The 25,182-nt window shown below is 61.6% G+C and carries 23 protein-coding genes and 1 other RNA gene; 17 read left to right on the forward strand and 7 right to left on the reverse strand.

The genetic code is table 11. The features are described from left to right. Positions 1-82 precede the first annotated feature (82 nt). From ppk2 to AB8B02_RS00625, 4 genes are all read left to right on the forward strand, one after another. Positions 83-1,009 (forward strand): polyphosphate kinase 2, encoded by a 927-nt coding sequence (gene ppk2 / locus AB8B02_RS00610; RefSeq protein ID WP_092144861.1) that lies wholly within the window; start codon positions 83-85, stop codon positions 1,007-1,009. Between the two features lie 295 nt (positions 1,010-1,304). After that, positions 1,305-1,766, forward strand: a complete 462-nt coding sequence (locus AB8B02_RS00615; protein ID WP_439062832.1) for a (2Fe-2S)-binding protein — start codon at positions 1,305-1,307, stop codon at positions 1,764-1,766. A gap of 9 nt (positions 1,767-1,775) precedes the next feature. Continuing rightward, entirely contained in the window at positions 1,776-3,980 is a 2,205-nt protein-coding gene (locus tag AB8B02_RS00620) for a molybdopterin cofactor-binding domain-containing protein (protein WP_439062833.1), read from the forward strand. Continuing rightward, positions 3,977-5,323, forward strand: a complete 1,347-nt coding sequence (locus tag AB8B02_RS00625) for a c-type cytochrome (RefSeq protein WP_439062834.1) — start codon at positions 3,977-3,979, stop codon at positions 5,321-5,323. Before AB8B02_RS00620 ends, AB8B02_RS00625 begins: the two co-directional genes overlap by 4 nt. Before the next feature lie 6 nt (positions 5,324-5,329). Here the strand turns inward: AB8B02_RS00625 and AB8B02_RS00630 are convergent, their stop codons facing one another. The 5 genes from AB8B02_RS00630 to AB8B02_RS00650 form a co-directional block, all read right to left on the reverse strand. Beyond that, positions 5,330-6,154 carry a TIGR00282 family metallophosphoesterase gene (locus tag AB8B02_RS00630; protein ID WP_439062835.1) on the reverse strand — a complete coding sequence of 275 codons (825 nt, stop codon included), beginning with the start codon at positions 6,152-6,154 and terminating at the stop codon, positions 5,330-5,332. 1 nt (position 6,155) lies between these two features. Continuing rightward, positions 6,156-6,743: a 5-formyltetrahydrofolate cyclo-ligase gene (locus tag AB8B02_RS00635; protein ID WP_439062836.1), complete on the reverse strand. Its 588-nt coding sequence runs from the start codon at positions 6,741-6,743 to the stop codon at positions 6,156-6,158. A 130-nt stretch (positions 6,744-6,873) separates the two neighbouring features. Further along, positions 6,874-7,033: non-coding RNA, 6S RNA (gene ssrS, locus AB8B02_RS00640), on the reverse strand. 61 nt (positions 7,034-7,094) lie between these two features. Then, on the reverse strand, positions 7,095-7,478 hold the full coding sequence (locus AB8B02_RS00645) for a cell division protein ZapA (RefSeq protein WP_068735170.1): 384 nt from the start codon (positions 7,476-7,478) through the stop codon (positions 7,095-7,097). 6 nt (positions 7,479-7,484) lie between these two features. Beyond that, positions 7,485-7,814 (reverse strand): DUF4164 domain-containing protein, encoded by a 330-nt coding sequence (locus AB8B02_RS00650; RefSeq protein WP_120291703.1) that lies wholly within the window; start codon positions 7,812-7,814, stop codon positions 7,485-7,487. A gap of 308 nt (positions 7,815-8,122) precedes the next feature. On the opposite strand from AB8B02_RS00650, the gene tkt reads away from it, so the two are divergent. The 10 genes from tkt to AB8B02_RS00700 all read left to right on the forward strand — a co-directional run bounded on the left by tkt (position 8,123) and on the right by AB8B02_RS00700 (position 18,048). After that, positions 8,123-10,108 (forward strand): transketolase, encoded by a 1,986-nt coding sequence (tkt, locus tag AB8B02_RS00655; RefSeq protein WP_439062837.1) that lies wholly within the window; start codon positions 8,123-8,125, stop codon positions 10,106-10,108. A 128-nt stretch (positions 10,109-10,236) separates the two neighbouring features. Beyond that, entirely contained in the window at positions 10,237-11,247 is a 1,011-nt protein-coding gene (gene gap / locus AB8B02_RS00660) for a type I glyceraldehyde-3-phosphate dehydrogenase (RefSeq protein WP_068735164.1), read from the forward strand. 30 nt (positions 11,248-11,277) lie between these two features. Beyond that, the gene (locus AB8B02_RS00665; RefSeq protein WP_439062838.1) at positions 11,278-11,415 is read left to right on the forward strand and encodes a hypothetical protein; all 138 of its coding nucleotides are present in this window, start codon (positions 11,278-11,280) and stop codon (positions 11,413-11,415) included. Positions 11,416-11,439: 24 nt separating this feature from the next. Beyond that, positions 11,440-12,630, forward strand: a complete 1,191-nt coding sequence (locus AB8B02_RS00670; RefSeq protein WP_439062839.1) for a phosphoglycerate kinase — start codon at positions 11,440-11,442, stop codon at positions 12,628-12,630. A gap of 62 nt (positions 12,631-12,692) precedes the next feature. After that, positions 12,693-12,950 (forward strand): hypothetical protein, encoded by a 258-nt coding sequence (locus AB8B02_RS00675; protein ID WP_439062840.1) that lies wholly within the window; start codon positions 12,693-12,695, stop codon positions 12,948-12,950. A gap of 180 nt (positions 12,951-13,130) precedes the next feature. Then, a complete protein-coding gene (gene fba, locus AB8B02_RS00680; RefSeq protein ID WP_315843266.1) occupies positions 13,131-14,198 on the forward strand; it encodes a class II fructose-bisphosphate aldolase in 1,068 nt (355 codons plus the stop codon). Between the two features lie 166 nt (positions 14,199-14,364). After that, the gene (locus tag AB8B02_RS00685) at positions 14,365-15,390 is read left to right on the forward strand and encodes a class I fructose-bisphosphate aldolase (protein ID WP_231079729.1); all 1,026 of its coding nucleotides are present in this window, start codon (positions 14,365-14,367) and stop codon (positions 15,388-15,390) included. Positions 15,391-15,392: 2 nt separating this feature from the next. Beyond that, on the forward strand, positions 15,393-16,076 hold the full coding sequence (locus AB8B02_RS00690; RefSeq protein ID WP_231079728.1) for a thiamine phosphate synthase: 684 nt from the start codon (positions 15,393-15,395) through the stop codon (positions 16,074-16,076). 7 nt (positions 16,077-16,083) lie between these two features. After that, complete coding sequence (locus tag AB8B02_RS00695; protein WP_175368321.1) at positions 16,084-17,154, forward strand: tetratricopeptide repeat protein; 1,071 nt, start codon at positions 16,084-16,086, stop codon at positions 17,152-17,154. 102 nt (positions 17,155-17,256) lie between these two features. Then, positions 17,257-18,048, forward strand: a complete 792-nt coding sequence (locus AB8B02_RS00700; RefSeq protein ID WP_231079726.1) for an inositol monophosphatase family protein — start codon at positions 17,257-17,259, stop codon at positions 18,046-18,048. A gap of 66 nt (positions 18,049-18,114) precedes the next feature. On the opposite strand, the gene AB8B02_RS00705 is transcribed toward AB8B02_RS00700, so the two are convergent. Beyond that, positions 18,115-21,270, reverse strand: a complete 3,156-nt coding sequence (locus AB8B02_RS00705; RefSeq protein WP_439062841.1) for a multidrug efflux RND transporter permease subunit — start codon at positions 21,268-21,270, stop codon at positions 18,115-18,117. 10 nt (positions 21,271-21,280) lie between these two features. Next, positions 21,281-22,495 carry an efflux RND transporter periplasmic adaptor subunit gene (locus AB8B02_RS00710; protein WP_089265398.1) on the reverse strand — a complete coding sequence of 405 codons (1,215 nt, stop codon included), beginning with the start codon at positions 22,493-22,495 and terminating at the stop codon, positions 21,281-21,283. Between the two features lie 361 nt (positions 22,496-22,856). Here AB8B02_RS00710 and AB8B02_RS00715 point away from each other — a divergent pair, with 361 nt between their 5' ends. From AB8B02_RS00715 to AB8B02_RS00725, 3 genes are read left to right on the forward strand one after another with little or no spacing between them, the layout of a single operon-like run. After that, a complete protein-coding gene (locus AB8B02_RS00715) occupies positions 22,857-23,129 on the forward strand; it encodes a hypothetical protein (protein WP_439062842.1) in 273 nt (90 codons plus the stop codon). A gap of 7 nt (positions 23,130-23,136) precedes the next feature. Further along, positions 23,137-24,147, forward strand: a complete 1,011-nt coding sequence (locus AB8B02_RS00720) for a flagellar motor protein MotA (protein ID WP_089265399.1) — start codon at positions 23,137-23,139, stop codon at positions 24,145-24,147. Positions 24,148-24,150: 3 nt separating this feature from the next. After that, complete coding sequence (locus AB8B02_RS00725) at positions 24,151-25,182, forward strand: peptidoglycan -binding protein (protein WP_089265400.1); 1,032 nt, start codon at positions 24,151-24,153, stop codon at positions 25,180-25,182.

Below are 25,182 nucleotides of genomic sequence, written 5' to 3' on the forward strand. Positions count from 1 at the left end.
CCGGGCATGGGAGGCAGTGTCACACCGCTGACATTTGCATCGGTCCATAACCGTGGACCCATTCGATACAAGCGGAGCTGCCATGACCGAACATTCCCTCGACGACGCGCAAGCAATCCACGACCGCATTCGTGCAGAGATGCTGGACGGCTTCGACGAAGAACTCGAGCTCGAGATCGATGACGATCGTCTCGACGCCCTGACCAACGAAATGTCCGACCACAGCCCGGCGGAGACCATCGAGCGACGCCTCTATTTCAAGGAACTGTTCCGCCTGCAGGGCGAATTGGTGAAGTTGCAGAGCTGGGTGCAGCAGAACAAGCTCAAGGTCGTGGTGATCTTCGAGGGTCGCGATTCCGCTGGCAAGGGTGGCGTCATCAAGCGGATCACCCAGCGGCTTAATCCACGCGTCTGCCGCGTTGCCGCACTCCCCGCGCCGAATGAGCGCGAACGCACCCAATGGTACTTCCAGCGTTACGTCTCGCACCTCCCCGCCGGCGGCGAGATCGTGCTGTTCGATCGTAGCTGGTACAACCGCGCCGGCGTCGAGCGCGTGATGGGTTTCTGCACCGAGGATGACGTGGAGGAATTCTTCCGCTCGGTGCCGGAATTCGAACGCATGCTGGTGCGCTCGGGCATCATCCTGGTCAAATACTGGTTCTCGATCACCGATGAAGCGCAGCACCTGCGCTTCTCGATGCGCATCGCCGATCCGCTCAAGCAGTGGAAGCTCAGCCCGATGGATGTCGAGGCGCGCACCCGCTGGGAGCAATACACCAAGGCAAAGGAAGCGATGCTCGAGCATACGCATATTCCGGAAGCCCCGTGGCATGTGGTGCAGGCCGTCGACAAGAAGAAGGCCCGCCTGAACTGTATCGCGCATCTGCTCGAACAGCTTCCCTATCAGGAAGTCGAGCATCCGCCTGTGGTCCTGCCTGCACGCGTACGCAATCCCGACTATCACCGCACGCCGGTGCCAGCCGAAATGTATGTGCCGGAGCGGTACTAGCCCCACAGTCGGCAGATCGCGTAACGTTTTTCGGGCAGGCCGAGCCTAACGCAACCGCAATATTCTTTTGAATAAAAGTCATCCGACGCCCACGAAGAGGGCGTCGGATGACGTCGCGCAGATTTTACCGCGATTTATCCGACAGACACGCTCGCGCGACATACAAACCAATGTATAGTCCTGCTGCATCTTATTGCTGCTTTTGAAATGATGACCGTACGCCTATAGTACCGTCGTTGGTCGATGACGAACCATTCGCCATTGCATCATCGAGTCGAGAAAACGGGGTCTCACTGTGGCAAATCTCAATATCAACGGCGAGCAGAAGTCCTTCGACGCACCAGACGACATGCCTCTGCTCTGGGTGCTGCGCGACATTCTCGGCATGACCGGCACGAAATTCGGCTGCGGCGTAGCGCTATGCGGAGCATGCACCGTGCATGTCGACGGCAAGGCCGTGCGCTCCTGTATGCTGCCGGTCAGTGCGGTGAGCGGACGCGCCATCACCACAATCGAAGGCGTCGGCACCACACCGGTCGGCGCCAAGGTGCAGAAAGCCTGGCTCGACCTCGAAGTCATTCAATGCGGTTACTGCCAGTCCGGGCAGATCATGTCAGCGGCGGCGCTCCTCGCTTCTACGCCAACCCCTGACGATTCTGACATCGATGCCGCCATGGCCGGAAATATCTGTCGCTGCGGCACCTATGTCCGGGTGCGTGAAGCCATCAAGCATGCTGCCTCCGAACGGCAAACCTAGGAGTCGGCCATGAAACTTGCAGACAACATGCTTGTTGCGACCAGTCCTGCAAACAAGCCTTCTGGCCTGTCACGGCGCAATCTGCTCGCTGGCGCCTTTGCCGGTGGCTTTATGTTCGCCTTCCAGCTTCCGGTCCGCGCGGCCAATGAGCCGACGCAACCTCCCGATACGACGGAGGGCAAATTCGCCCCCAACGCCTTCATCCGCATCGACACCACCGGCAAGACGACACTGGTGATGCCGCAAGTCGAGATGGGGCAAGGCATCTATACCGCCATCGCCATGATCCTCGCCGAAGAGCTCGACGCCGACTATGCGCAGATCACGCTGGAACATGCGCCGCCCAGCGACAAGCTTTACGGCAATCCAATTTTCATCATCCAGGCGACCGGCGGATCGACTTCGGTGCGCGCATTCTGGAAACCGCTGCGCAATGCCGGTGCAACCGCGCGTGCGATGCTGGTGCAAGCCGCAGCCGAACAGTGGCAGGTCGAACCTGCGAGCTGCACGGCGTCGAATGGGCAAGTGATGCATACGGCCAGCGGGCGCAAACTGTCCTATGGCAAGTTGTGCGACGCCGCCGGCAAACTCACACCGCCGAAGGAGGTCGCGCTCAAGGAGCCAAAAGACTTCTCGGTGATCGGCAAGCCGCTGAAGCGCTTCGACACACCGGACAAGGTCAACGGCAAGACGATCTACGGTATCGACGCGATGGTGCCGGGCATGACATTCGCGACGCTGGCACAATGCCCGGTGTTCGGCGGCAAAGTCGCCAAGGTCGATGACCGCGCGGCAAAGAAGATTCCGGGCGTGCGGCAGATCGTGGTGCTCGACGACCTCGTGGCCGTGGTCGGCGATCACATGTGGGCCGCCAGGTCCGGGCTCGAAGCGCTCGATATCACCTGGGATGAAGGTCCCAACGCCAAGATCAGTTCGAAGGACATCTGGACGCATTTGCGCGCGGCCAGCGAGACGGACGGCGTGATCGCCAAATCGGTCGGCGACATCGCCAAGGGTCTCGCCACCGGCGAACGGATCGACGCGTCCTACGAGATGCCGTTCCTTGCGCACGCGACCATGGAGCCCTTGAATTGCACGGTGCACTTCAAGGGTGATTCCTGCGAGGTCTGGACGGGCACGCAGATCATGTCGCGGGTGCAATCCGAAGCCGCCAAGGCCGCGGGCCTGCCGATCGACAAGGTCACAGTAAATCAGCACATGATTGGCGGCGGCTTCGGCCGCAGGCTTGAGCCCGACATGGTCGTGGCGGCGGTGCGCATCGCCAAACAGGTCAATGGACCGGTCAAGGTGGTGTGGACCCGCGAAGAGGACATCCAGCACGACATTTATCGCCCCGTCTATCGCGACAACATTTCGGCGACACTGTCCAACGGCAAAGCGGTCGGCTTCAAGTACAAGATCGCAGGCTCGGCCGTGATCGCGCGTTGGCTACCGCCTGCGTTCCAGAAGGGCATTGACATCGACGCCATCGATAGTGCCGCGGACCAGCCCTACGACTTCCCGCATTTCCAGTGTGAATATGTCCGTGTCGAACCACCGGCGGTGCCGACCGGCTTCTGGCGCGGCGTCGGCCCGAACAATAACGTGTTCGCGATCGAGAGCTTCATGGATGAGCTCGCTCGCAAGGCCGGCAAGGATCCCGTCGTGTTCCGGCGTGAATTGCTCGGCAAGGCACCACGGATGCTGGCGGCCCTCAATCTCGCGGCGGAGAAGGCCAACTGGGGTCAGCCGCTGCCAGCGCGCGTCGGACGCGGCGTGAGCATCCAGCCCACCTTCGATACTTCGATCGCGACTGTGGTCGAAGCGGAGGTGGATTCTCAGGGCGAGATCCGTCTGCGTCAGGTCAACGTGGCGGTCGACACCGGCATCGCTGTCAATCCCGACACCATCGTGGCGCAGATCGAAGGCGGCATCGTGTTCGGCCTCACCGCCGCGCTATATGGCGACATCACCATCGAGAAGGGGCGCGTGCAGCAGTCCAATTTCCATGACTACCGCATGCTTCGGATCGACCAGATGCCGAAAATCAATGTCCACCTCATCAAGAGCGGCGAAGCGCCCGGCGGCATAGGCGAGTGCGGCGTGATCGGCGGACCGCCGGCATTGCGCAATGCAATTTATGCTGCGACTGGCGTTGCGCTGCGGAGGATGCCGATCGACCGCGATGCGATCGCCGAAAGGAAGAAGTCATGACGCCCGCCGCACGTCGCATTCTCGGCAGCGTCATTGTGATCGGTGTCGTGGCTGCAGCCGGCGCCGCGCTCTATGTTCGCGGTCCCGGACCGATGGCCTTCTCGGGCGGCCCGAAGGTGGCGCTGGCCGATTACAAGGGTCCCAATCCCACGGGCGTTCCCGCCAACATGGCCAACGCCAGCCTGATCGAGCGCGGCGAATATCTTGCGCGTGAGGCGGATTGCATGGTCTGCCACACTGCGCCCGGGGGCAAGGAATATGCCGGCGGCTTCGCATTCAAGCTGCCGTTCGGCACGCTTTACTCGACCAACATCACACCGGACAAAGAGACAGGCATCGGCAACTACACCGATCAGCAGTTTCTCGACGCCGTTCGAAGCGGCAAGCGCCACGACGGCGCCCGGCTCTATCCCGCGATGCCCTATACGTCCTACACTTACATGACCGATGCGGACACGCTCGCGGTCAAGGCCTATCTGTTCAGCCTCGCACCGGTGCGCGCAGCACCGCCTGAGAATACGCTTGCCTTTCCGTTCAATCAGCGCTGGGCAATGACGTTCTGGTCGGCATTGTTCAATCCCGACACGCGCTTCGAACCCGATACGTCGCAAAGCCCGGAATGGAACAGGGGCGCCTATCTCGTCGAAGCGCTGGCACATTGCGGCGAATGCCACACGCCGCGCAATCTCGGCTTCGCGCTCGACAACCGCAAGAAGTTCGCTGGCGCCCTGACCGCCGGATGGCGGGCCTTCAATATCACCTCGGACAAGACGACAGGCCTTGGCAGCTGGAGCGACGACGATGTCGTTTCCTATCTGTCGATCGGACATGCCAAAGGTCACGGCACCGCTTCGGGGCCGATGGGCGAAGCCGTGGATCACAGTTTCAGCAAGATGGCGCCGACGGATATCAAGGCGATGGTCGCATTCCTGCGCACAGTGCCGGCGATGCCCTCGCCTGATCTGCCCGCGAAACTCGCGCCACCCGCACCGCCCTCGCACAGGGACGGCATGACAGCGAACGCGCTTGGCAAGACGGTCTTCCAGGGCGCCTGCGTGAGCTGCCATGGCTGGACAGGCGAGAGCGCACTCTCGCCCATGGCTACGCTAACTGGCGCGTGGGCCGTTAACGATCCCGGCGCGACGAACGTGGCGCAGATCGTGATCTCCGGCACCAAGCGGCATACGCCGCAAGGCGCACTCTCGATGCCAGCTTTCGGCAAGAGCCATTCAGATACGGAGATCGCGGCTGTCGCGAATTACGTGACCGCGCGCTTCGGCAGCAAGGGATCGCAGATCACGGCAAGCGATGTCGCGGATCTGCGCAAACAGACGGAGCAGTAGGCCGAACTAGTTCAGCCAGAACTCGGGCACGGCCTGCGACAAGCGGCCACCGAGTCGCACCGGCGCGATGCGTGATGCGAGGCCGGTCTTGTCATCGGTTTCGACCGCAACGCCCGACAAAGTCGCCGGGCCGAAGGCGGGCTCGAAACGGCCGGAGGGAATGCCGGTCGTGAAGCGCCTGACAGGCTCTTCCTTCTGCATGCCAATCACGGAATCATAGTCGCCGGTCATGCCGGCATCGGTCATGTAGGCGGTGCCGCCTGCGAGGATTTGATGATCGGCGGTCGGCACATGCGTATGCGTGCCGACGACGAGGCTCACGCGGCCATCGCAGAAGTAACCCATGCCCTGCTTTTCGCTCGAGGCTTCGCCATGGAAATCCACCACGATGGCGTCCGCGGCTTCCACCAGCGGACAGGCATCGATTTCCTTGCCGACAGCGCTGAACGGATCGTTGAGCGGCTCCATGAAGACGCGGCCCATGGCGTTGATCACCAGCGCACGCGCACCGTTCTTGGCGTCAATCAGCGCAGAACCGCGGCCGGGGGTGTGGCGCGGGAAATTCAACGGACGGATCAGACGCGGCGCGCGTTCGATGAAGACCAGCGCCTCTTTCTGATTCCAGGCGTGATTGCCGAGCGTCACCGCATCGGCGCCAGCGTCGACAAGATCATTATAGATCGTCTCGGTGATACCGAAGCCGCCGGCGGCGTTCTCGCCATTGATGATGACAAGATCGAGCTTCCAGTCGCGGATCAGGCCCGGCAGTTTTTCGAGGATCACCACGCGGCCGGTTTTGCCGACCACGTCGCCGATGAAGAGAATACGCAAGTCAGATGCTCCGAAAATCGATCGTCCGGGTTTCGGTTAGCACATAATCCAGCGCCACGTCGTGTGGTTGCATGGGAATGGCCTCGATTTCCTGGGTGTCGAAGGCCACGCCCACGGCGATAAATGGCTTGATGGCGTGCAGTTGCGCGAAGGTGCGATCGTAATGCCCCGCGCCATAGCCAATGCGGTGGCCGGCGTGGTCGAATGCCGCGAGTGGTACCAGCAGGATATCGGGAATCAGTGGTGGCGCTTCCGGTGCTGGTTCCGGAATGCCCAGTGAACCGCGCACCAGCGCATCGCTTGGGCTCCAGAGCCGGAACATCAGGGGCTCATCACGGGCGATGATCACCGGCAGCGCCAGTCGCGCACCCTGGGCGGCGAGATGCTGCATCAGAGGGATCGGATCGATCTCGCTGCGGATGGGAGAATAGCCGGCGACGATGCTACCGGCCCTGACAGGGAAAGGCAGCCCACGCGCTGCGATGGCTTGCGCGGCTGCCGACCGTTCGGCCTCGCTCAGCGCCGTGCGGCGTGCCAGCGCGGCGATGCGGAGCTCAATCTTTGTCGGAGGGGGCGGCTTGTCGGACATGCCGTACGATATGCTGTCCGCAAAGCCTGCGGAAGCGCAGGACCGGTCTTCGCGATCATCTTTGGCGAGCGAGGCCAAGATTGCACGGCAAACGCCACGCAAAGGGCCGCCCCCATCAAGAAAGTGAAAGTGCGAAGCCACGATGGCCGTTGAAGCACTCGATCCCGGAGCACCTACGAAAGTAGGTGGGCACCATGTGACCAGGTCCACGGACCTGGTCAGGGACAGTTCCCTGAAGGATCGATAAGGCCCCGGGGATATATGGCTCCTGACGCGCGACGCAGCCTCGCCCGAGCAATGTAGGGGTTATGAGACGGATGCGCCAGTGCCCGCTTGGCATCAAAGCCTGCGTTATCCAATAGCAACACCGCCGCCGATGGTGCGGTTGAGCACCTGCGTGGTCTTCTCGATCCGCTCTGCCGCAGCATTCAGGGCCGCGGCAACCGCCGTCTGCGTCGCCCGTGCGCGATCCGCGGCGACAACGCGCACATCGCGCAATGCGGCGAGTTCTTCCTGCAGGGCACGGATCTGCTGATTGGCATCGACCAGTTCGTCGGCAATGGTCAGCGCCGCCATCACCGTCAACCGCGCATCGCCGATCTCACCGAATTTGCCGCGCAGGTTTTCGACGCGGGATTCAAGACTTTCCGCCAGCCGCAGCAGGCGGGTCTCCTGCCCCTCCTCGCAGGCCATGCGATATTGCCGGCCATTGATTGTAACGTTGACGTGGCTCATCTCGCTTTACTCATGCGCATTGTCAGTCGCCAGCACCGCACGGATGGTGCCAATGGCGGTGTCGAGCTTGTCGGCGATCTCGCGGTTAGCACGCTCCAGCCGGCGCGATTTCACCAGCGTGCCATCAAGCTCATCCGCCAGCCGGGACCGGTCGGCGCCAAGCGCCTGAATGCGGGTGGCCAGCTCATCCTCGTCGCGATCCGCCTCACGACGGCGCTCGACCGCACTTTCCAGAGCATCCAGCGCCGCCATCAACCGCCGCGTGGCAGCGTCGATCTCGGCCGCAGCGCCATTGGCGGGATCGGAGGCTGTGAGATGGGCGGGGCGTTCGATCATACTGGGTTACGCGGACCTTGGGTGTGATGCGACCGGAGCTCAAAAACCACGGCTCCGCAAGCCTTTAGGCCCTGAAACTTAGGTTGCAAGCGAGCCAGACGCAACAAAGCTTAAAAGCTATGCACCGCAAAGCCGACAAAAACCGCCGGTAGATATCCACAGACCAGAACTGTCCGGGAGACCTTGGACTCCCAGGAACCCAGATGCTATCCACCAGTTTCTCCTAAGCGATCCCAACATCTCGCTGCAGACCGCCCCTCTCGCGGACGCAGAATATTCCATTCCCTTCAATTTAGACGGAAACCGACATGGCGCAGGTTGATCACTCGAAAATGGCCAACGCGATTCGTGCCCTCGCCATGGACGGCGTGGAAAAGGCCAAATCCGGTCACCCTGGGCTGCCGATGGGCGCCGCCGACGTCGCCACCGTGCTGTTCACACAGTTCCTTAAATTTGACGCAGCCGATCCGAAGTGGCCGGATCGCGATCGCTTCATCCTCTCGGCCGGTCACGGCTCGATGCTGCTCTATGCCCTGCTCTATCTGACGGGCAACAAGGAGATGACGCTCGACCAGCTGAAGAACTTCCGCCAGCTGCATTCCAAAACTCCAGGTCATCCCGAGAATTTCCACACCTCAGGCGTCGAGACCACCACGGGTCCGCTCGGTCAGGGCATCGCCACCTCCGTTGGCTTCGCACTCGCCGAGCGCATGCTGGCCGCCGAATACGGCGATATCGTCGATCACTACACTTACGTGCTGTGCTCCGATGGTGACCTGATGGAAGGTGTCAGCCACGAAGCTCTGGCCATGGCCGGTCATCTCAAGCTGTCGAAGCTGATCTTCCTCTATGACGACAACGGCATTTCCATCGACGGTCCGCTGTCGCTTGCCGACAGCGTCGATCAGGTCGCACGCTTCAAGGCCCATGGCTGGAATGCCGTGCATGTCGATGGCCACGACCAGGTCGCCATCGCCGCTGCGATCAAGCAAGCGCAGGCGTCCGACCGCCCATCGATGATCGCCTGCAAGACCAAGATTGGCTTTGGCGCACCAACCCGCGCCGGTACCTCGAAGGCCCACGGCGAACCGCTCGGCGCGGAAGAACTCGCAGGCGCCAAGAAGGCACTGGACTGGAATTACGGCCCGTTCGAGGTGCCCGATGATATCCTGCAGGCCTGGCGCAACGTCGGCAAGCAGGGCGCATCGGCGCATGCGGACTGGCAGAAGCGTTTCGATGCCCTTCCTGACGACAAGCGCAGCGAATTCACCCGCCGCAACGATCACGTTCGACCGACAGCCATGGCGGACGCGATCCTCACGCTGAAGAAGAAGCTGATCGCCGAGCCGCAGACCGTCGCGACCCGCAAGGCGAGCGAACTCGCGCTCGAAGCGCTGGTGCAGGTCGTGCCGGAAATGGTGATCGGTTCGGCCGATCTCACGCCATCGAACAACACCCGCACCAAGGGCGCCATCGAAGTGAAGCCCGGCGAATTCAAGGGTCGCTACATTCACTACGGCATTCGCGAAATGGGCATGGCCGCAGCCATGAACGGCATCGCGCTGCATGGCGGCTTCATCCCGGCCGGCGCGACCTTCATGTGCTTCACCGACTATGCGCGACCGGCGATGCGCATCTCGGCGCTGGCGCAGATCCCGGTCATCTACATCATGACCCATGACTCGATCGGTCTCGGCGAAGACGGCCCGACCCATCAGCCGGTGGAGCATCTGGCCGCGATGCGCGCGATGCCGAACATGCGCGTGTTCCGCCCCGCGGACACGGTCGAGACAGCCGAATGCTGGCAGCTCGCCATGGAGAAGACCAACGGCCCAACCATGCTGGCCCTGTCGCGCCAGAACCTGACGCCGGTGCGCACCACCCATCACGACGACAATCTCTGCGCCGCTGGCGGCTATGAGTTGATCGCGGCCAAGGGCAAAGCCGCCGTGTCGATCTTCGCCTCGGGTTCTGAAGTCGAGATCGCAGTCGCTGCGCAGAAGCAACTGGCCGACAAGGGCATCGCGACGCGGGTCGTATCGGTCCCCTCGCTCGAACTACTGCTGGAGCAGCCTGAAGAGCGCCAGAAGGCGATCATTGGCGACGCGCCGATCAAGATCGCCGTCGAAGCCGCGGTCCGGTTCGGCTGGGATGCCGTGATCGGACACGATGGCACCTTCATCGGCATGAAGGGCTTCGGCTCGAGCGCGCCGGCCAAGGAGCTTTACAAGCTGTTCGGCATCACGGCCGAGGCCGTGGTCGAGGCTGCAACCTGCAAGCACAACGCGGCTTAACTCTATCGGAACGCTGGTAAATTTGACACATTGCACCAGCGTTCCATTCAGGGCATGAAACGCCCGTCACACGTCACTATATGAAGGCCCTCACGCGAGGTTTGAGCCTAATAAAAGGGAGAAGTTGAATGGCAGTCCGGGTTTCGATCAACGGTTTTGGCCGCATCGGCCGCAACGTCCTGCGGGCGATCTACGAGTCCAAGCGCACCGACATCGAAGTCGTCGCCATCAACGATCTGGGGCCGGTTGAAACCAACGCCCACCTGCTGCGCTTCGACAGCGTGCATGGCCGCTTCCCCGGCGAAGTCACCGTCGACGGCGACAGCATCCAGCTTGGCAATGGTAACAAGATCAAGGTCACTGCGGTGCGCGATCCGAACACGTTGCCGTGGAAGGATCTCGGCATCGATATCGCGCTCGAATGCACCGGTATCTTCAGCGCCAAGGCGAAGGCGACGTCGCATCTGACCGCAGGCGCCAAGCGCGTGCTGGTTTCGGCTCCGTCCGATGGTGCTGATGCCACGATCGTCTACGGCGTCAACCACAAGACCCTGACCAAGGAGCATCTGGTCGTTTCCAACGGTTCGTGCACCACCAACTGCCTGGCGCCTGTCGCCAAGGTGCTGAACGAGACCGTCGGCATCGAAACCGGCTTCATGACCACGATCCACGCTTACACCGGCGACCAGCCCACGCTGGACACGCTGCATAGCGATCTCTATCGCGGCCGCGCCGCTGCGATGTCGATGATTCCGACCTCGACCGGCGCCGCGAAGGCCATCGGCCTCGTGATGCCCGAACTGGCCGGCAAGCTCGACGGCGTTTCGATCCGCGTACCGACCCCGAACGTCTCCGTGGTCGATCTCAAGATCATCGCCAAAAGGAGCACCACAAAAGAAGAGATCAACGAAGCGATCAAGAAGGCTGCGGCCGGCGAGCTGAAGGGCGTGCTTGGCACCACTTCGCATCCGAACGTGTCGATCGACTTCAATCACGATCCGCATTCGTCGACCTTCGCCTTCGACCAGACCAAGGTGCAGAACGGCACGCTGGTGCGGGTACTCTCCTGGTACGACAACGAGTGGGGCTTCTCCAACCGCATGGCCGACACCGCCGTCGCGATGGGCAAGCTGCTCTAAAATATACTTGGCAACGAACAGGAGACTGGAATGGCACTTCCGTGGTGGATTGTTATTCCAGTCGGCGTCCTTTTCGTTGCCTTTATCGTTTTTGCGCTCCGCCAAGGCGCGACGGTGAATACCGACCCTGAAAGTACACCGCCGAGCTATCCGGGCGAGCAACCTTAAACTTCAAGAACGGCCCAATCTCGCATGGCAACATTTCGCACCCTCGACGACGTCGATGTGAAGTCCAAGCACGTTCTCGTGCGCGTCGATCTCAATGTCCCCATGGACAGTGGCAAGGTTACCGACGCAACGCGGCTTGAACGCATCGCGCCAACCATCACCGAAATTTCGGACAAGGGCGGCAAGGTCATCCTGCTCGCGCATTTCGGCCGCCCCAAGGGCCGCGACGACAAGAACTCACTGAAGCCCGTGGCTGCGGCACTTGCCGATGTGATCAAGAAGCCGGTCGCCTTTGCCGACGACTGCGTTGGCGACGTCGCAGCCAAGGCCGTTGGCGCCATGAAGGACGGCGACATTCTCTGCCTTGAGAACACGCGCTTCCATTCCGCTGAGGAGAAGAACGATCCGGCTTTCGTCGCCGAACTCGCCAAGCTTGGCGATATCTGGGTCAACGATGCATTCTCGGCTGCACATCGCGCCCACGCCTCCACGGAAGGCCTCGGCCACAAGCTGCCCGCTTATGCCGGCCGCACCATGCAGGCCGAGTTGGACGCCCTCGGCAAGGCGCTGGACGCGCCGACCAAGCCGGTGATCGCCATCGTCGGCGGCGCCAAGGTGTCGTCGAAGATCGATCTCCTCGAAAATCTCGTCACCAAGGTCGATGCGCTCGTGATCGGCGGCGGCATGGCCAACACCTTCCTGCATGCGCAGGGTGTCAAGGTCGGCAAGTCGCTGTGCGAGAAAGATCTCGCCGCCACCGCGCTGCGGATCATCGACAAAGCTGAAGCCTCCGGCTGCGCCATCATCCTGCCGGTGGACGCCATCGTCGCATTCCACTTCGCCGCCAATACGCCGTCTCACGCCTACGGCCTCGATGCGATCCCAGATGAGGGCATGATCCTCGATGTCGGTCCGCAGTCGATCGAACGCATCAACGCAGCGATCGACGATGCCGCCACGCTGGTCTGGAATGGCCCGGTCGGCGCATTTGAAATGACACCGTTCGACCGCGGCACGGTTGCCGGCGCCAAACACGCAGCGGCGCGCACCAAGGCGAAGAAGCTGATTTCAGTCGCCGGCGGCGGCGACACGGTGGCCGCGCTCAATCACGCCGGCGTCGCCGATGACTTCTCCTACATCTCGACCGCCGGCGGCGCTTTCCTCGAATGGATGGAAGGCAAGCCGCTGCCGGGTGTGGAAGTGTTGAAGAAGTAGCAGCGGTACATTTTTGCCCGCAAGACTTGTGGGTGCCGCAATGTTTATGGTATGTTCTTTCCATGAGCGAGAATGTGCAAACAGCAATGTTCGAGATCCTGAAGAAAATTCAGGGTGATGTTGCTGCGTTTCGCGGGGCGGCCGATAAACGTTTCGAGCAAGTCGATAGCCGTCTGGAGCGCGTCGAGACATTAGTGCGCAAACAACGCCGTGATGGCGCTGCGATGCTGGTCATGATGCGTTCAGCAGCCGGTGATTTCGAAGAGCGGCTTGCAGCCGTAGAGCAGCAGATCGCTTTGCAGGACGCCAGCGAGCACTGACGTTCGGAAATACTAACGCGTTGGGAATTCCATTAGCTGGAACGCTGGGCCATCGTGGCGATTAACGTTGGCTGTATGCGCGACTGATGGCGTCTTGGATTCGCCGTCTCCTCGCGCTAAGAGCCATATATCCCTCGGCGCGGCGTTTGCGCCTGTCCCAATTTACAAGGAGCTTCCTGCATGGCCCGTATTACGTTGCGTCAACTGCTCGATCACGCGGCAGAACACGATTACGGAGTGCCGGCCTTCAATATCAACAATATGGAACAGGCGCTGGCGATCATGGAAGCCGCATCGGGTGTCGATGCACCGGTCATCATCCAGGCCTCGCGCGGCGCCCGCTCCTACGCCAACGACATCATGCTCAAGCACATGATGGACGCGGTCACCGAAATCTATCCGCACATTCCCGTCTGCGTGCATCTCGATCACGGCAACGAAGCTGCAACCTGCATGACCGCAATCCAGGCCGGATTCACCTCGGTGATGATGGACGGTTCGCTGAAAGCGGACGGCAAGACGGCGGCGGACTGGGACTACAATGTCGGCGTGACCAAGACCGTCACTGATATGGCGCATCTCGGCGGCATATCAGTGGAAGGCGAACTCGGCGTGCTCGGCTCGCTGGAGAGCGGCATGGGCGAGGCCGAAGACGGCCATGGCGCCGAAGGCCAACTCAGCCATGACCAGTTGCTGACCAATCCCGATGAGGCCGTGAAGTTCGTCAAAGAAACTCAGGTCGACGCGCTGGCGATTGCCATGGGCACTTCGCACGGCGCCTACAAGTTCACCCGCAAGCCGGACGGCGATATTCTCGCCATGAACGTGATCGAGGAAATCCACCGCAAGCTGCCGAACACCCATCTGGTGATGCACGGCTCATCCTCGGTCCCGCAGGACCTGCAGGATATCATCAACAAGTTCGGCGGCCAGATGAAGCCGACCTGGGGCGTCCCGGTGTCGGAAATCCAGCGCGGCATCAAGCACGGCGTGCGCAAGATCAACATCGACACCGACAACCGGATGGCCATGACCGGCCAGATCCGCAAGGTGCTGAGCGAGAACCCCAGCGAATTCGACCCGCGCAAATATCTGAAGCCGGCGATGGAAGCGATGGTCAAGCTCTGCAAGCAGCGCCTGCAGGAATTCAATACCGCCGGCCAGGCCAGCAAGATCAAAAAGGTGCTGACCACGGCCGAAATGGCCAAGCGTTACGCATCGGGCGAGCTGAACGCGAAGATCGCCTGAGCCCAAACTGCCAATTGACTGTGTTTCAGCCTGCCATACAGCCTATGGCAGGCTGAATTTTTGCCGGAATCGGATGCGGACGGGCTCATTGGCCAGCCAGATGCTCGGATTTTGCCCGAGAACGGTCTAGATTGACCTGCAGGACTAGCCCGCTCAGGACATGCCCATGAATCTCGCCGAACTCAACAAAATCGCCCGCGCCATGACCGCGCCGGGCAAGGGCTTGCTTGCCGCAGATGAATCGTCAGGCACGATCAAGAAGCGCTTCGATGCGATCAGCGTCGAGTCGACCGAGGACAACCGCCGCGATTACCGTGAAATGCTGTTTCGCTCGCGCGAGGCGATGAGCAGCTACATTTCCGGCGTGATCCTCTACGACGAGACCATCTGGCAAAACGCCAAGGATGGCACGCCGCTGGTGCGGCTTATCGAGGAAGCCGGCGCCATTCCCGGCATCAAGGTCGATGAGGGCACGCAGGCCTTGCCGAACTGTCCCGGTGAGCTCGTCACAGCGGGCCTCGACAAGCTCGCCGAGCGTCTTGCCAAATATTACGCGCGCGGCGCGCGCTTCGCAAAGTGGCGCGCGGTGATCGATATCGGTGCCGGGATTCCCTCGATGACCGCAATCTCCGTCAACGCGCACGCGCTCGCTCGCTATGCAGCACTATGCCAAGCAGCTCAGATCGTCCCGATCGTCGAGCCCGAAGTGCTGATGGACGGCGATCACGACATCGACCGCTGCGTTGAGGTGACGCAGCGCGTACTCAACAAGACGTTCCAGGAATTGCGGGTCCAGCGGGTCGCGCTGGAAGGCATGATCCTGAAGCCGAACATGGCCGTCTCTGGCAAGAAGTCGAAGACGCAGGCTGGTGTGGCTGAAGTGGCCGAGAAGACCGTGCGCATGCTGAAGAACTGCGTGCCCGCATCGGTGCCCGGCATCGCATTCCTCTCCGGCGGCCAATCTGACGAAGATGCGACCGCGCATCTCGACGCCATGAACAGGATCGGCAGCCTGCCCTGGCCACTGACATTCTCCTATGGCCGCGCGCTCCAGGCAGCGCCGCAAAGGGCATGGTCCGGCAAAGCCAACAATGTGCCCGCCGGTCAGCAGGCCTTCACCCATCGTGCACACATGAATTCACTCGCCAGCAAGGGCGAGTGGACGACTGATCAAGAACAGAAGGCACTATAATCTTGGCTTCCAAACCCGTCCCGCCACCGCCGATGCCGCGCCTCTATCTCGCGACGCCCGTCGTCGAGGATCCGTCAGTGCTGGCGGCGAACCTACCTGCTCTTCTTGAGAGAGCAGATGTCGCTGCCGTCCTGGTGCGACTGGCGACGACCGACCAGCGCACCATGATCACGCGCATCAAGGCGCTGGCGCCTGTCATCCAGACCAACGGCGCCGCGATGCTGGTCGAAGGCAATGTCGAGCTCGTCGCACGCGGCGGCGCCGATGGCGCGCATCTGCCCGGTCTCGCTCCCCTGCAGGATGCACTCCCCTCGCTGAAGCCTGATCGCATTGCAGGCTGCGGCGGATTGTCGACGCGCCATAATGCGATGGCAGCGGGCGAGGCCGGTGCCGATTACGTGCTATTCGGCGAACCCGACCCGAACGGCCAGCGCCCATCGGCTGACGCCATTGTCGAGCGCCTTCAGTGGTGGGCCGAATTGTTCGAACCGCCTTGCGTAGGCTTTGCCACAACGCTCGATGAGGCCAGGGAATTCGCAGCTGCCGGCGCTGACTTCGTGCTGGTCGGCGACGTCATCTGGAACGACGCGCGCGGTGCTGCTGCAGCCTTGATGGACGCAGAGAAGGCAATCCAGCAGGGATACGCGACGCTCGTCTCGGGGCAGTCCAAGGTCGAACAGGAATAACGCCGGAATGAAAATTCTGCGTTCCCTCACTGTAATTGCCGGCTGCCTGACCTGGGCAGCCAGCGCGACCGCGCAGATTTCGCTGACACCGCCGGGGGTGCAAACGCCACCACCGGCTGCAAGCAAGGCAGCTCCAAAAAAGGCGCCGGCACCGGCGAAAGCGCCAACAGCAGCGAAGAAAGCTCCTACGCCGCCTGCTGAAAAGCCCGCGCAGCCTGCAGAAGCCGCACCAACCGACCCCAATGCCGACCTGGTCTATGGCGCCTATCAACGCGGTCAGTACAAGACCGCTTTCGACCTCGCGAGCAAACGCGCGCAGGAGAACAACGATCCGAAGGCGATGACCATGCTTGGCGAACTCTACGCCAATGCACTGGGGGTAAAACGCGACTATGCGAAAGCTGCAGAATGGTATCAGCGCGCGTCGGAACGCGGCGACCGCGAGGCCATGTTCGCACTGGCGATGCTGCGACTGTCGGATCGCGGCAATGTCGGCAAACGCGATGAGGCCGTGAAGCTGCTGGCATCCTCCGCCAAGCTCGGTAATCCGAAGGCCGCCTACAATCTGGCGCTGCTCTATCTCGACGGACAGACGCTGCCGCAGGACGTCAAGCGTTCGGCCGAATTGCTCCGCGTCGCCGCCGATGCCGGTAACCCCGAAGCGCAATACGCGCTGGCGACGTTCTACAAGGAAGGGACCGGGGTCGAGAAAAGCATCGACAAGGCGGTCCGTCTGCTCCAGGCGGCATCCTTGGCCGACAATGTCGACGCCGAGGTCGAATATGCCATTGCGCTCTATAACGGCACGGGAACCCCCAAGAACGAGGCTGCGGCCATCGCCCTGCTTCGCAAGGCCTCCAAACAGAACAGCCCGATCGCCCAGAACCGCCTCGCCCGGGTGCTGGCGCTCCGCACCAATACAGACGACCGGCTGGAAGGTCTGAAATGGCACATCGTCGCCAAAACCGCCGGAAAGGGGGACCTGATGCTCGACGAGCTTCTGGCCCAAGCCACCCCCGAGGAAAAGACCAAGGCCCAGGAAGCCGCCAAGAAGTGGCTGGGCACGACCCAGAAATGACCCCTGTAGCGATCTTGCCTTGACGAGATGCCGCCCGCAGGGCACCCATCGCCTCAGCAACCCCCAATCAGACCTGCCGTCAGGTCGTCGTGAGACGAACGCATGATCAATTCAGCCCTTATGAACGTGATGGTGAAAGCCGCGCGCCGCGCCGGCCGTAGCCTGAAGCGCGACCTCGGCGAGATCGAGAACCTGCAGGTCTCGATGAAGGGCCCCGCCAATTTCGTCAGCCTCGCCGACAAGCGGGCCGAGGAGATGCTCTATACGGACCTCAACAAGGCCCGCCCGGGCTATGGCTTCCTCGGTGAGGAGGGTGGCAACCGTGACGGCACCGACAAGAGCCACACCTGGATTGTCGATCCGCTCGATGGCACCACCAACTTCCTGCACGGCATCCCGCAATTCGCAGTCTCGATCGGTCTGGCGCGCGAAGGTCAGGTGATTGCCGGCCTGATCTACAATCCGGCCAATGACGAACTCTATATGGCCGAGAAGGGCTCGGGCGCGTTCCTCAACGACACCCGCCTGCGCGTCGCCGGCCGCAAGCAACTCAACGAATGCGTCATCGCCTGCGGCCTGCCGCATATCGGCCGCGGCGACTTCGAATTGTCACGCAACGAAATGGCCGCGTTGCAGCCAAAGGTCGCGGGCCTGCGCCGCTTCGGCGCGGCCTCGCTCGATCTGGCTTTCGTGGCAGCCGGTCGCCTCGATGGCTATTGGGAGCGCAACCTGCAGCCTTGGGACATCGCTGCCGGCCTGATCCTGATCAAGGAAGCCGGCGGTACTGTTGGCGATATCAATGGCGGTGATGTGCTGACGACCGGCAACATCGTTGCCGGCAACGAGTTCGTCCACGGCGCTCTAACGAAGATCCTGCGGCCGCTGACGAAGTAAGATTGATCGCTCGAATACAAAAAGCCCGGATGGCGTTGCGCCATTCGGGCTTTTTGTATGATTGCCTTAGCTGTGCGACACGGACGGCGATGCGCTCGGCTCCTGCTTTGCCTCTTCCGTCTTCGGCGCCTTGTCCGGCGAGAACAGCCTCTGCACCGACACGAAGAACACCGGCACCATCAGCAGCGCCAGGATCACCACCGCGATCATGCCGCCGGTGACCGATGTACCTAGCGCCTGCTGGCTGGCACCGCCGGCGCCCGATGCAACGACCATTGGCAACACACCGCAGATAAAGGCGAGACCGGTCATCACGATCGGCCGGAACCGCAGGAAGCACGCTTCCATCGTGGCATCCACCAGCGACTTGCCCTGCGCGCGCAGGTCCTTGGCGAATTCGATAATCAGAATCGCGTTCTTGGCCGCGAGACCGATGATCGTAATCAGACCCACCGTGAAATACACGTCGTTCGGCAGGCCCCGCAAATTCGCCGCCAGCACGGCGCCAACGATGCCGAGCGGCACCGTCATCAGCACGGCCACCGGGATCGTCCAGCTCTCATAAAGCGCTGCGAGCACCAGGAACACCACCAGCGCTGACAGCGCGAGCAGGAACGGCGCCTGCGAGCCGGACAGCTTCTCCTGCAGCGACTGGCCGGTCCACTCGAAGCCGAAACCGCGCGGCAACAGGCCAGCCAGACGCTCCATCTCCTTGATGGCGTCGCCCGAGGTGAAACCGGGCCGTGCCTCGCCGGAGATTCGCACCGCCGGATAGAAGTTGAAGCCGGCAATCTGGGTCGGACCCTTCGCCCATTCCACAGTGGCAAAGGACGAGAACGGCACCAGCTGCCCGCGGCTATTCTTGACATTGTAGTTCAGAATGTCGGCGGCGTTCATCCGGTTGGCGGCCTCGGACTGCACCACGACGCGCTGCATACGGCCGCGGTTCGGGAAGTCGTTGATGTAGTTCGAACCGAGATTGGTCGAGATCGTGCTGTTGATATCCTCGAAGGTGACGCCGAAGGCGCCTGCCTTTTCGCGGTCGATCATCAGATTGACCAATGGCGCTGGTGGCAGACCTTCGACGAACACCTTCTGCAACACCGGGCTGGCATTGGCGTCTGCAATCAGCTTGTCGGATGCAGCATTAAGCGCGACGAACCCCTTCTGGCCGCGGTCCTGGAGGCGGAAGCTGAAGCCTGAAGAGTTGCCGAGGTTATCGATCGGCGGCGGCTGCAAAGCGGAGATCTTGGCGTCGCGGATCGACGACAATTCCCGATTGATATCGTTGACAAGCGCCGCGGCGGAATCGCCGGGCGGGCGTTCAGCCCAGTCCTTCAGGGTGATAAAGGCCTGCGCGGTGTTCATACCCTGTCCGAGGAAGCTGAAGCCGGTGAGGAACACGACGCTCTCGATGCCGGAACGCTTCTTCAGATATGCCTCGACCTTCTCGATGGCGCCCTCGGTGCGAGCGAACGAGGAGTCCGACGGCGTCTGCACGTCAGTGGTGATGAAGCCCTGATCGTCGATCGGCAGAAAGCCGCCGGGCATCCGCATGAAGCCCCAGGTCAGTCCGACGAGCAGCGCGACATAGACGATCAGCAAGCGTCCGGTGCGCTGAATCGACCAGCCCACCGTCCTCGAATAGCCGTCGCGGGTAGCGTCGAGCTTGCGGTTGAACCAGCCGAACACGCCCTTCTTGGCATGGCCGTGTCCTTCCTTGATCGGCTTTAGGAAGGTTGCGCAAAGCGCCGGCGTCAGCGACAGCGCCAGCAGCGCGGAGAACGCAATCGAGGCGACCATGGTGACCGAGAACTGGCGGTAGATGATGCCCACTGAGCCGGGGAAGAACGCCATCGGCACGAACACGCCGATCATCACCAGCGTGACACCGATGATGGCGCCAGAGATCTGGCCCATCGCCTTCTTGGTGGCTTCCTTCGGCGGAAGCCCCTCCTCGCTCATAATGCGCTCGACGTTCTCGACCACGACGATGGCATCGTCGACGAGGATGCCGACAGCCAGCACCATGCCGAACATGGTCAGCATGTTGATCGAATAGCCGGCCAACAACAGCATCGTGCAGGTGCCGAGCAGCGCGATGGGCACGACGATGGTCGGGATCAGCGTGTAGCGGAAATTCTGCAAGAAGATGAACATCACGATGAAGACGAGGACAACCGCCTCGATCAGCGTCATCACCACCTTCATAATCGATGCTTTGACCACCGGCGTGACGTTGTACGGAATGTCGTAAGCGATGTTGGCAGGGAAGAAGTTCGACAGCTCCTTCATCTTGGCTTCGATAGCCGAGGCCGTCGCCAGCGCGTTGCCCTTCGGGGACATCAGCACCGACAGGCCGGCCGTCGGCTGGCCGTTCAGGCGCGTGGTAAATTGGTAGCTGAGGCCGCCGATCTCGATACGGGCGACGTCGCGGAGCCGCACGGTCGAGCCATCGGAATTGGCGCGTAGCACGATGGCGCCGAATTCTTCCGGCGTGGAGAGCTGGCCTTTGACGAGCACCAGTGACGACGTCTTGGTGGTCGCTGTCGAGGGCTCGGCACCGACGCTGCCGGAGGCAACCTGGGCGTTCTGTGCGGTGATGGCCTTGTTGACGTCGTCGGAGGTCAGATTGTAGCCAACCAGCTTGGCGGGATCGACCCAGACGCGCAGCGAGCGCTCGGTGGAATAAAGCGAGGCACGGCCGACGCCGGGAATACGACGAATTTCACCAAGGATGTTGCGGATCATGAAGTCGCCGAGGCCGACTTCATCCAGGCTGTTATCGGTGGAGCGCAGCGTGATGATGTTCAGCACCGCGGCAGAGGCTTCCTCGACCAGGATACCCTGCTGGATCACAGCACGCGGCAGACGCGCTTCCACGCGCTTCAGGCGGTTCTGCACTTCGACTGACGCCTGGCTGGTATCGGTACCGGGCTGGAAGTTCGCGATGATCTCGACGGCGCCCAGCGAGTCGCTCGTCGATTCGAAGTTCAGGATGCCCGCAGCGCCGTTGAGTTCCTCTTCAATCAGCCGCGTCACGCTGTTGTAGAGATTCTCCGGCGACGCGCCCGGATAGCTGGTCGAGATCGAAATCGACGGCGGCGCGATGATCGGATACTGCGCAATCGGCAGCTGCGGAATCGCAATGGCGCCGAAAAGACAAATGAAAAGCGCGACGACCCAGGCAAAAATCGGCCTGTCGATGAAAAAACTAGCCATGTCGATTTACTCAGGGACGCGCTTGAGTGGTTTTCTGCCCCTCGGGCGGAAGGCCCGCAGTGGCATTCGCGTCAGTCCAGGCGGTCGCCTTGACCTTGTCGCCAGCAGCGAATTTCTGGAAGCCCTCGACCACGACGCGCTCGCCGCCCTTCAGGCCTTCGGTCACGAACCACTGACCATCCTGCACGGCACCTGTTCGTACCATCTGGACCGCAACATGACCGTCATCCTTGACAACGAATACTTCAGCTCCGCCGCCACCATTGCGCTGCACTGCCTGCTGCGGAACCGCAATGGCATCGGTGTCGATGCCCTGCTCAATCTGCACGCGGACATACATGCCCGGTAACAGCTCACGCTTCGGGTTCGGAAATTCGCCGCGCAGCGTTACCTGACCCGTGAAGGTGTCGACCTTGGCTTCGGAGAACAGCAGCTTGCCCGGCAGCGAATAGAGCGTGCCGTCGTCAAGCATCAGTCTCACCTTGGCCGCGCCAGGCGCGATCCGCTCGAGATCGCCGGTCTCGAAAGAGCGGCGCAAGTTATTCAATTCGGACACCGACTGCGTGAAATCGGCATAGATCGGATCGAGCTGCTGAATGGTGGCGAGATTCGTATTGTCGTTCTGCGCAAGCAGCGCACCTTCGGTCACCAGAGCGGCTCCGACAATGCCGTCGATCGGCGCGCGGATGGTTGCATAGTCCAGATTGAGGCGCGCACGCGCGACGTCGGCTTTCTTGGATGCAATCTCGGCTTCAGCCTGACGCTGCGCACCGACTGCTTTCTCGGCTTCCGCTTCGGAGACTGCTTTCTGCAGTGCAAGACCCGACACGCGCTTGGCCTGCATCGACGCGAGATCATAGGCAGCTTCCGCCTTGTGAAGCGACGCCTTTGCGGACTGCAATTCCACCTCGAACGGCTTCGGATCGATGCGATACAGCGTGTCGCCCGCCTTCACCTCGGTGCCCTGATGAAACGCGCGCTCGATGATAATACCCGACACACGCGAACGCACATCGGCAACGCGCGTCGGCGCAATACGTCCGGGCAATTCGCGAACCAGCGCACGTCGCTGTTGCGTGACGGAAATGATGCTGACTTCAGGCTCGCTCACCTGAGGCGGCGCAGACGCCACCGCGTCCTTGGGTTCGTTGCATCCTGCGAGCACGGGCGCGAGTCCCGCCAGCAGAAGCGCGAAGCCTGCAGAGCGTGCGTTCAACATCGTCATTTACTTTGATATCCCAAGTTGCGAATTCGAACATGCATCAACGGATACGCCGGACCTCTGTGGTCTTCATGCGCGTAGCCGGATTTATCGAACTTCTTTGATAGCCTAGAATAAAAACCGCGGTGCTGCGGCGCAATACATATCGAGGCGGCGCATTGCCACACGGCCTATCGTATTGAACTCACAAAGGCTTTCGAGGCTCACGCGAACGTGAATCGGATGGAACCGGCATACGTTTAGTTAACAGCAGCCATTCGATAGTGGCTCACGCCACTATTCGCTTCCATTCGCATAGACAAACAAGCCTGCGGTCGCAGAAAGAACCGGCGCCAGCACCGCATCCATATGCGGAGTTGCGTCCATGGACCAGACGCAGGATGCGTTCGATCTCGTCGCGATGGCAATCGAAATTGTCGAGCCAGTCATTCGCCGTGCGTGCGTAGCGCGTGCCGCTCCAGCGCCACTCTTCTCCACAAACGGCTCAACAAAAAGGTCTTTTCTAAATACGCGGCAGATCGAGCCGGGTTTCAACTGGAAGTTCCCGGTGACATCGCTGATTCCGGCGGTATCCGATCTTTTTTTGTCGCGGGGCTGTGCCATATTGCGCGTCGAACCTTTCCTCGCATGCAGATGATCAGCACATGGCGCCTGGCTCCTCCTCCCGCTCCGCGATGGAAATCGAACTGACCAAGCTCTCATCGCCCCGGATCTTCCTGGTCCGAATGCTGGTGTTTCTGGTGCTCTGCGGTCTGATCATGACCGTGCTCTACAAGCAGATCGTTCTCGCTTTCTTTGCCAATCCCGGGCTCAACGCGCTGATCGGCGCGGTATTGGCGATCGGCATTATCCTGTCGTTCCGGCAGGTCATCCGGCTCTATCCGGAAGTCTCGTGGGTCAACAGCTTTCGGATTTCCGATCCTGGCCTCGCGCTGGACCGACGCCCGACCCTGCTGGCTCCGATGGCTGCGATCCTCGGCGGTGAGCGTACCGGCCGTATGACCATCTCGCAGCAGACCATGCGGCATCTGCTCGATTCGATCGCGACGCGCCTCGACGAATCCCGTGACATCTCGCGCTATATGACCGGCCTCCTCGTATTTCTCGGGCTGCTCGGCACCTTCTGGGGCCTGATCGAGACCGTTGGCTCCGTCGGCAAGGTGATCGAAGGCCTCAAGGTCGGCGGCGATGCCGGCTCGCTGTTCGACACGCTGAAGGAAGGCCTCGCCGCGCCGCTCGCCGGCATGGGCATCTCGTTCTCGTCATCGCTGTTCGGCCTCGCCGGCTCACTGATCCTCGGCTTCCTCGACCTGCAATCCAGCCAGGCGCAGAACCGGTTCTATACGGATCTGGAAGACTGGCTCGCCTCCACCGTGAAGGAATATTCCGGCGAGACAGCCCCCGTTACCTCATCTGGCACCCCGGCCGAGTTACAGGATGCCATCGAGCGCCTGCGTCGCTCCATCGAGGACGGCAACAACAACCGTGGCACCACGACCGCCATGGCCAATCTCGCCGATGCGATCCAGAGCCTTGTGGCGCATATGCGCAGCGAGCAGGAGATGATCCGCGAATGGGCCGATGGCCAGGGCGAACAGAGCCGCGAGATCAAGAAGCTGCTGGAACACATCGCTCGCCAACCTGAGAAGAACTGATCCATGGCATTGGCACGCAATCGCCGCGGCTCTTCCGAATTCAATTACTGGCCGGGCTTCGTCGACGCGCTGTCGACGCTGGTACTCGCGATCGTCTTCCTGCTGTCGATCTTCCTCGTCGTGCAATTCTATCTGTCGCAGGAAGTCACCGGCAAGGACAAGGCGCTGGAACAGCTCACCGCCAAACTGGCACAGCTGAACGATCTGCTGTCGCTGGAGAAGCTCGGCAAGCTCAATCTCGACGAACAGCTTTCTCAGATGCGCGCCGGGCTGTCCGCCGCGGAATCGGAGCGCGACCGGATCAAGGGCCTGTATGACGGCCTCGCCGGTGCGGGCTCTGATGCCGCAGGCCGCAACACCGAGCTCAACAAGGCGCTGGATTCCGAGAAGCAGCTCTCCGCCCGTGCGCTGGCGCAGGTCGAGGTGCTGAACCAGCAGATCTCCGCGCTGCGCCGCCAGCTCGCGGCACTCGAAGAAGCGCTGGAAGCGTCCGAGAAACGAGATAAGGAATCGCAGGGCCGCATCGTCGATCTTGGCCAGCGCCTCAACGTCGCACTCGCGCAGCGCGTTCAGGAGCTGTCGCGCTATCGCTCCGAATTCTTCGGACGCCTGCGCGCCATTCTCGGCAACCGGCCTGACATTCGGGTGGTCGGCGATCGCTTCGTGTTTCAGTCCGAAGTATTCTTCGATGTCGGCCAAGCGGCTTTGCTTCCCGAAGGCCGCGCCGAACTGGACAAAGTCGCAAGCGCTCTGATTGAGCTCGACAAGCAAATCCCGGCCGAAATCGCCTGGGTGATGCGCGTCGACGGCCACACCGACTCGCGGCCGATCCTCAACAGCCCGCTGTTCAAATCGAACTGGGAACTGTCATCGGCGCGCGCGATCTCGGTGGTGCAGTATCTGATTTCGCTCGGCGTCCCCGCACAACGCCTCGTCGCCGCCGGCTTCGCCGAAAATCAACCGCTGGATACGGCCCAGACCGAGGAAGCCTACAAGCGCAACCGCCGCATCGAACTCAAGCTCACCGAGCGCTGA

Source organism: Tardiphaga sp. 862_B3_N4_1 (genome assembly GCF_051811085.1).
In the GTDB taxonomy this organism is placed as follows: domain Bacteria; phylum Pseudomonadota; class Alphaproteobacteria; order Rhizobiales; family Xanthobacteraceae; genus Tardiphaga; species Tardiphaga robiniae.

What these genes read in the sequence shown, in the direction of transcription:
- ppk2 (WP_092144861.1), top strand. Translation starts at nt 83, where the DNA reads ATGACCGAACATTCCCTCGACGACGCGCAAGCAATCCACGACCGCATT.
- AB8B02_RS00620 (WP_439062833.1), top strand. Translation starts at nt 1,776, where the DNA reads ATGAAACTTGCAGACAACATGCTTGTTGCGACCAGTCCTGCAAACAAG.
- AB8B02_RS00625 (WP_439062834.1), top strand. Translation starts at nt 3,977, where the DNA reads ATGACGCCCGCCGCACGTCGCATTCTCGGCAGCGTCATTGTGATCGGT.
- AB8B02_RS00635 (WP_439062836.1), bottom strand. Translation starts at nt 6,743, where the DNA reads ATGTCCGACAAGCCGCCCCCTCCGACAAAGATTGAGCTCCGCATCGCC.
- AB8B02_RS00645 (WP_068735170.1), bottom strand. Translation starts at nt 7,478, where the DNA reads ATGAGCCACGTCAACGTTACAATCAATGGCCGGCAATATCGCATGGCC.
- AB8B02_RS00650 (WP_120291703.1), bottom strand. Translation starts at nt 7,814, where the DNA reads ATGATCGAACGCCCCGCCCATCTCACAGCCTCCGATCCCGCCAATGGC.
- tkt (WP_439062837.1), top strand. Translation starts at nt 8,123, where the DNA reads ATGGCGCAGGTTGATCACTCGAAAATGGCCAACGCGATTCGTGCCCTC.
- gap (WP_068735164.1), top strand. Translation starts at nt 10,237, where the DNA reads ATGGCAGTCCGGGTTTCGATCAACGGTTTTGGCCGCATCGGCCGCAAC.
- AB8B02_RS00665 (WP_439062838.1), top strand. Translation starts at nt 11,278, where the DNA reads ATGGCACTTCCGTGGTGGATTGTTATTCCAGTCGGCGTCCTTTTCGTT.
- AB8B02_RS00670 (WP_439062839.1), top strand. Translation starts at nt 11,440, where the DNA reads ATGGCAACATTTCGCACCCTCGACGACGTCGATGTGAAGTCCAAGCAC.
- AB8B02_RS00675 (WP_439062840.1), top strand. Translation starts at nt 12,693, where the DNA reads ATGAGCGAGAATGTGCAAACAGCAATGTTCGAGATCCTGAAGAAAATT.
- fba (WP_315843266.1), top strand. Translation starts at nt 13,131, where the DNA reads ATGGCCCGTATTACGTTGCGTCAACTGCTCGATCACGCGGCAGAACAC.
- AB8B02_RS00685 (WP_231079729.1), top strand. Translation starts at nt 14,365, where the DNA reads ATGAATCTCGCCGAACTCAACAAAATCGCCCGCGCCATGACCGCGCCG.
- AB8B02_RS00695 (WP_175368321.1), top strand. Translation starts at nt 16,084, where the DNA reads ATGAAAATTCTGCGTTCCCTCACTGTAATTGCCGGCTGCCTGACCTGG.
- AB8B02_RS00700 (WP_231079726.1), top strand. Translation starts at nt 17,257, where the DNA reads ATGATCAATTCAGCCCTTATGAACGTGATGGTGAAAGCCGCGCGCCGC.
- AB8B02_RS00705 (WP_439062841.1), bottom strand. Translation starts at nt 21,270, where the DNA reads ATGGCTAGTTTTTTCATCGACAGGCCGATTTTTGCCTGGGTCGTCGCG.
- AB8B02_RS00710 (WP_089265398.1), bottom strand. Translation starts at nt 22,495, where the DNA reads ATGACGATGTTGAACGCACGCTCTGCAGGCTTCGCGCTTCTGCTGGCG.
- AB8B02_RS00715 (WP_439062842.1), top strand. Translation starts at nt 22,857, where the DNA reads ATGGACCAGACGCAGGATGCGTTCGATCTCGTCGCGATGGCAATCGAA.
- AB8B02_RS00720 (WP_089265399.1), top strand. Translation starts at nt 23,137, where the DNA reads ATGGCGCCTGGCTCCTCCTCCCGCTCCGCGATGGAAATCGAACTGACC.
- AB8B02_RS00725 (WP_089265400.1), top strand. Translation starts at nt 24,151, where the DNA reads ATGGCATTGGCACGCAATCGCCGCGGCTCTTCCGAATTCAATTACTGG.